This window comes from Xanthomonas sp. SHU 166 (assembly GCF_000364685.1).
Taxonomy (GTDB): Bacteria; Pseudomonadota; Gammaproteobacteria; order Xanthomonadales; family Xanthomonadaceae; genus Xanthomonas_A; species Xanthomonas_A sontii.
This window is the reverse complement of sequence record NZ_AQOJ01000571.1, coordinates 1-3,211: the sequence shown is the minus strand read 5'-3', so window position 1 is coordinate 3,211 and position 3,211 is coordinate 1. Positions and strand designations below refer to the sequence as shown.

The window sequence follows — 3,211 nt, the reverse complement described above, 5'->3', positions numbered from 1 at the left end:
GCCACCCGGCCGCTGCGCGACGCCGGCAAGGCCCTGCGCCCGCGTGCGCGCCCGGTGCCGGCCTACGCGCTGGCGGATGCGCCGGACGAAGGCCAGTTCGTCAACTTCTGAAGGGGAAGAACATGCACAACGATCGCTACGAGAGCGCGGCCGAGCACGCGCCGCAGGGTGGCTGGCAGTTCCTGACCTTTCAGCTGGACCGCGAACTGTTCGGGCTCAACATCGCCGGCATCCACGAGATCATCGAGTACCGTCCGCCCACCCCGGTGCCGACCATGCCGGCCTGCGTGCGCGGGGTGATCAACCTGCGCGGCGCGGTGGTGCCGGTGGTGGACCTGCAGTCGCGGCTCGGCCGCGGGCCCAGCGAGGTCACCCGGCGCAGCTGCATCGTCATCGCCAGCGCCGCCACCGACGAGGGCGGTGGCGCGCAGTCCTTCGGCCTGCTGGTGGATGCGGTCAACGAGGTGCTGGAATTGCCGCCGCAGCAGATCGAGGCGCCGCCGGCCTTCGGCAGCGATATCCGCCGCGACCTGCTGCAGGGCATGGGCAAGCTGGAGGATCGGCTGGTGATCCTGCTGGACCGCGCGCGGCTGCTGCGCAGCGACGACATCGCCGAGGCCGGCGCACCGGCGCTGGCGGCGTGACGTCAGGTAGGCCGTGATCCATGCATCACGGCGGCCTCGCTAGGGTGGCGGCGAACGGGCATCCGCCCCAGCGAGGTGCAGACCATGGCAAACGACGAGACCACCCAGTCCGGCAAGCAGCAGGGCATCCACGAGGGCCGGCAGGACCGTGCCCAGGACGACACCGCCAAGCAGCGGCCGGGCCTGGAAGACCAGAAGCTGCGCGAGGCGCACGAGCGTGGCCCGCGTTCCGGCCAGGATGAGCCGGGGCAGGACGGGCACGACTGAGCGATGCGGCGGGAAGGATCGGAGTGCATCCCGCTTCCCGTTCCGTCAGGACGACGGCCAAGGACTGCGTGGCGCGCCAGCGGACGGCGCACCCCGCGCGATCGAGCGCGACCAGGCCCAAGATCGGCCAACAAAAAAGGCCAGAGAGCCTGGTGGCTGTCTGACCTCGTTTGCACCGTCGAAGACGGCAAGATGGTGGAGCGGAAGGGGATCGAACCCTCGACCTTCGCATTGCGAACGCGACGCTCTCCCAGCTGAGCTACCGCCCCACATCAGACGCGTAGTGTAACTGGGCACGGGGCCGCGTGCCAAGGGGGGCAGTGCAACATCGGCGGCGCCGGCGCAGGGGACCGGTCGGGCCGGAAAACGTGTTCGCCTTTTGTCTACAGCGCTCGCATGGAGTCGATATACTCGACGGCCGAAATCCCCCGCGGTGATTTCGTTCCGGACGAAATATACCGTCCGCTTCACACCTTTTACTAAAGACAGGTCTTTTACACATGACGGAAGTTCGCAACCTGCAACAGATCGCCGAAGCCAAGGCCAAGCTGCAGGAAGAAATGCGCAAGCTGGAAGAGCAGGAGCGGCAGGCGCGCGAGGGCGAAACCAATGCGGCGCATGCCAACGTGCTGTCGCTGCTGGAGCAGTTCGCCGAGTTCTTCAGCGCCAAGCAGCGCAACGAGATCGCCGCCTACGTGACCAGCGCGGCGCCCAAGCCGGCCAGCAGCAAGTCCGCCGGCGGTCGCAGCGAGGTCAAGCCGAAGTACCAGTTGCCGCACACCGGCGAAACCTGGTCCGGCCGCGGTCGTACGCCGAAGGCGTTCGCCGCCTGGGAAGGCACCGCCGCCTACAACGAATGGAAGGCGCGCCATCCGGATCTGAAGTTCCCGCTCTTCAAGTATTGAGCGAACGAAAAAGGCCAGGAATTCCTGGCCTTTTTTATGCCCGATCGTTGACCCGATCGCGCTGCGCGGACGGGGCGGCGCGATCGGCCCGGACGCGCCCGCTCAGCGTGTGGCCGCCAGCAGCGGCTGCAGCCGCGGTTCCAGTTCGCGCCGGCGCCAGCCCGCCAGCGGCGCCGGCCATTGCGCGCTCTCCAGCAGGGCTTCCAGGTGCTTGCGCGAGGCCAGCAGGCCGTCGGGCAGGCCCAGTTCGGCGCTGCGTGCGGCCACCGCGTCCTGCAGCCGCTTCAGCGCGGCCTTGTTGTCGTCGTTGGCGGCCAGCGCCTGCGGGGCGTCGGTTTCGTCGGCCAGTGGGGTGGTCAGCGCCTGCCACACCGCATCGCTGAGCTTGCGCGGCGCCTTGGGGTGTTTGTCGAACAGCGCCAGCATGGCCGGTTGGTCCTGCGGCGGGAAGCGCGCCAGGGTGGCGGCCAGTTCGTTGTCCAGGATCCAGCTGCGCGGCTTGTCGCTGTGCCGGGCCTGCGCGTCGCGCCAGCGCAACAGGCGCAGCAGGCGCAGTTGCGCGGGGCGGTCCATGAACTGCGCCGAGCGCATGCCCAGGTGCGGCCAGCGTTCGCCGTCGTCGTGCTCGACGGTGCCGAGCAGGCGTTCGCCGTCCTCGTGCAGCCAGTCGCCGCGCTCCAGGGTCTGCAACCGCGCCTGCAGGTTGTCGTGCAGCGCGAACAGATGGCGCACGTCGTCGGCGGCGTACTCCAGCTGCGCCGGCGACAGCGGGCGGCGCAGCCAGTCCGAGCGGGTCTCGCCCTTGGCCAGGTGCACGCCGGTGATTTCCAGCACCAGCTTCTGGTAGCCCATGCCGGCGCCGAGCCCGGCCAGGCCGGCGGCGATCTGAGTGTCGAACAGCGGCCGCGGCAGGGTGCCGCAGGCGCACTTGAAGGCGACCAGGTCTTCGCTGGCGCTGTGCATGATCTTGAGGATGTCCGGGTCGCTCAGCCACGGCGCCAGCGCCTGCGGCATGCCCGGGATCAGCGGGTCGATCAGCAGGATTTCGTCGCCCACGGCCATCTGCACCAGCGCCAGTTGCGGCCAGTAGGTCCGTTCGCGGACGAATTCGGTATCCAGGCCGATGCGGGCCGGTCGCTGCGCCAGCCGTTCGCTCAGCTCGGCAGGTTGCTTGATCCAGTAAGGCACGTGATTTCCGTTGACTGCAGGGTTTGCTCAGGCAGGCGAGAATAGCCTAACGTCGCTCCGCCGGCCGCACGGCGCGCCGGACGGGATGGCGTCGCAAGGTCCATGGTTCGGAGGAAAAGTGCGCAGCAGCGGCGTTGTGATGGTCTGGAGCATGCTTGCGGCAGCGCTGGCCGGCTGTGCGCGGCAGCCGTCGGCGCCGGCCGCCGA

The 3,211-nt window shown here is 69.1% G+C and carries 4 protein-coding genes and 1 tRNA gene; 3 read left to right on the top strand and 2 right to left on the bottom strand.

All coding sequences use genetic code 11. The features are described from left to right. The first annotated feature begins 122 nt into the window (after nucleotides 1-122). The gene (locus D180_RS14360; RefSeq protein ID WP_017907720.1) at nucleotides 123-644 is read left to right on the top strand and encodes a chemotaxis protein CheW; all 522 of its coding nucleotides are present in this window, start codon (nucleotides 123-125) and stop codon (nucleotides 642-644) included. Nucleotides 645-728: 84 nt separating this feature from the next. After that, nucleotides 729-911 carry a hypothetical protein gene (locus tag D180_RS14355; RefSeq protein WP_017913346.1) on the top strand — a complete coding sequence of 61 codons (183 nt, stop codon included), beginning with the start codon at nucleotides 729-731 and terminating at the stop codon, nucleotides 909-911. A 193-nt stretch (nucleotides 912-1,104) separates the two neighbouring features. Here D180_RS14355 and D180_RS14350 read toward each other — a convergent pair. Next, nucleotides 1,105-1,180: transfer RNA gene (locus D180_RS14350), tRNA-Ala, on the bottom strand. Between the two features lie 231 nt (nucleotides 1,181-1,411). Between D180_RS14350 and D180_RS14345 the strand changes: the two genes are divergently transcribed. Next, nucleotides 1,412-1,816: an H-NS family nucleoid-associated regulatory protein gene (locus D180_RS14345; RefSeq protein WP_010344215.1), complete on the top strand. Its 405-nt coding sequence runs from the start codon at nucleotides 1,412-1,414 to the stop codon at nucleotides 1,814-1,816. Nucleotides 1,817-1,918: 102 nt separating this feature from the next. On the opposite strand, the gene rnd is transcribed toward D180_RS14345, so the two are convergent. After that, nucleotides 1,919-3,004, bottom strand: coding sequence for a ribonuclease D (gene rnd, locus D180_RS14340; protein WP_017913345.1), 1,086 nt, complete (start codon nucleotides 3,002-3,004; stop codon nucleotides 1,919-1,921). Nucleotides 3,005-3,211 lie beyond the last annotated feature (207 nt).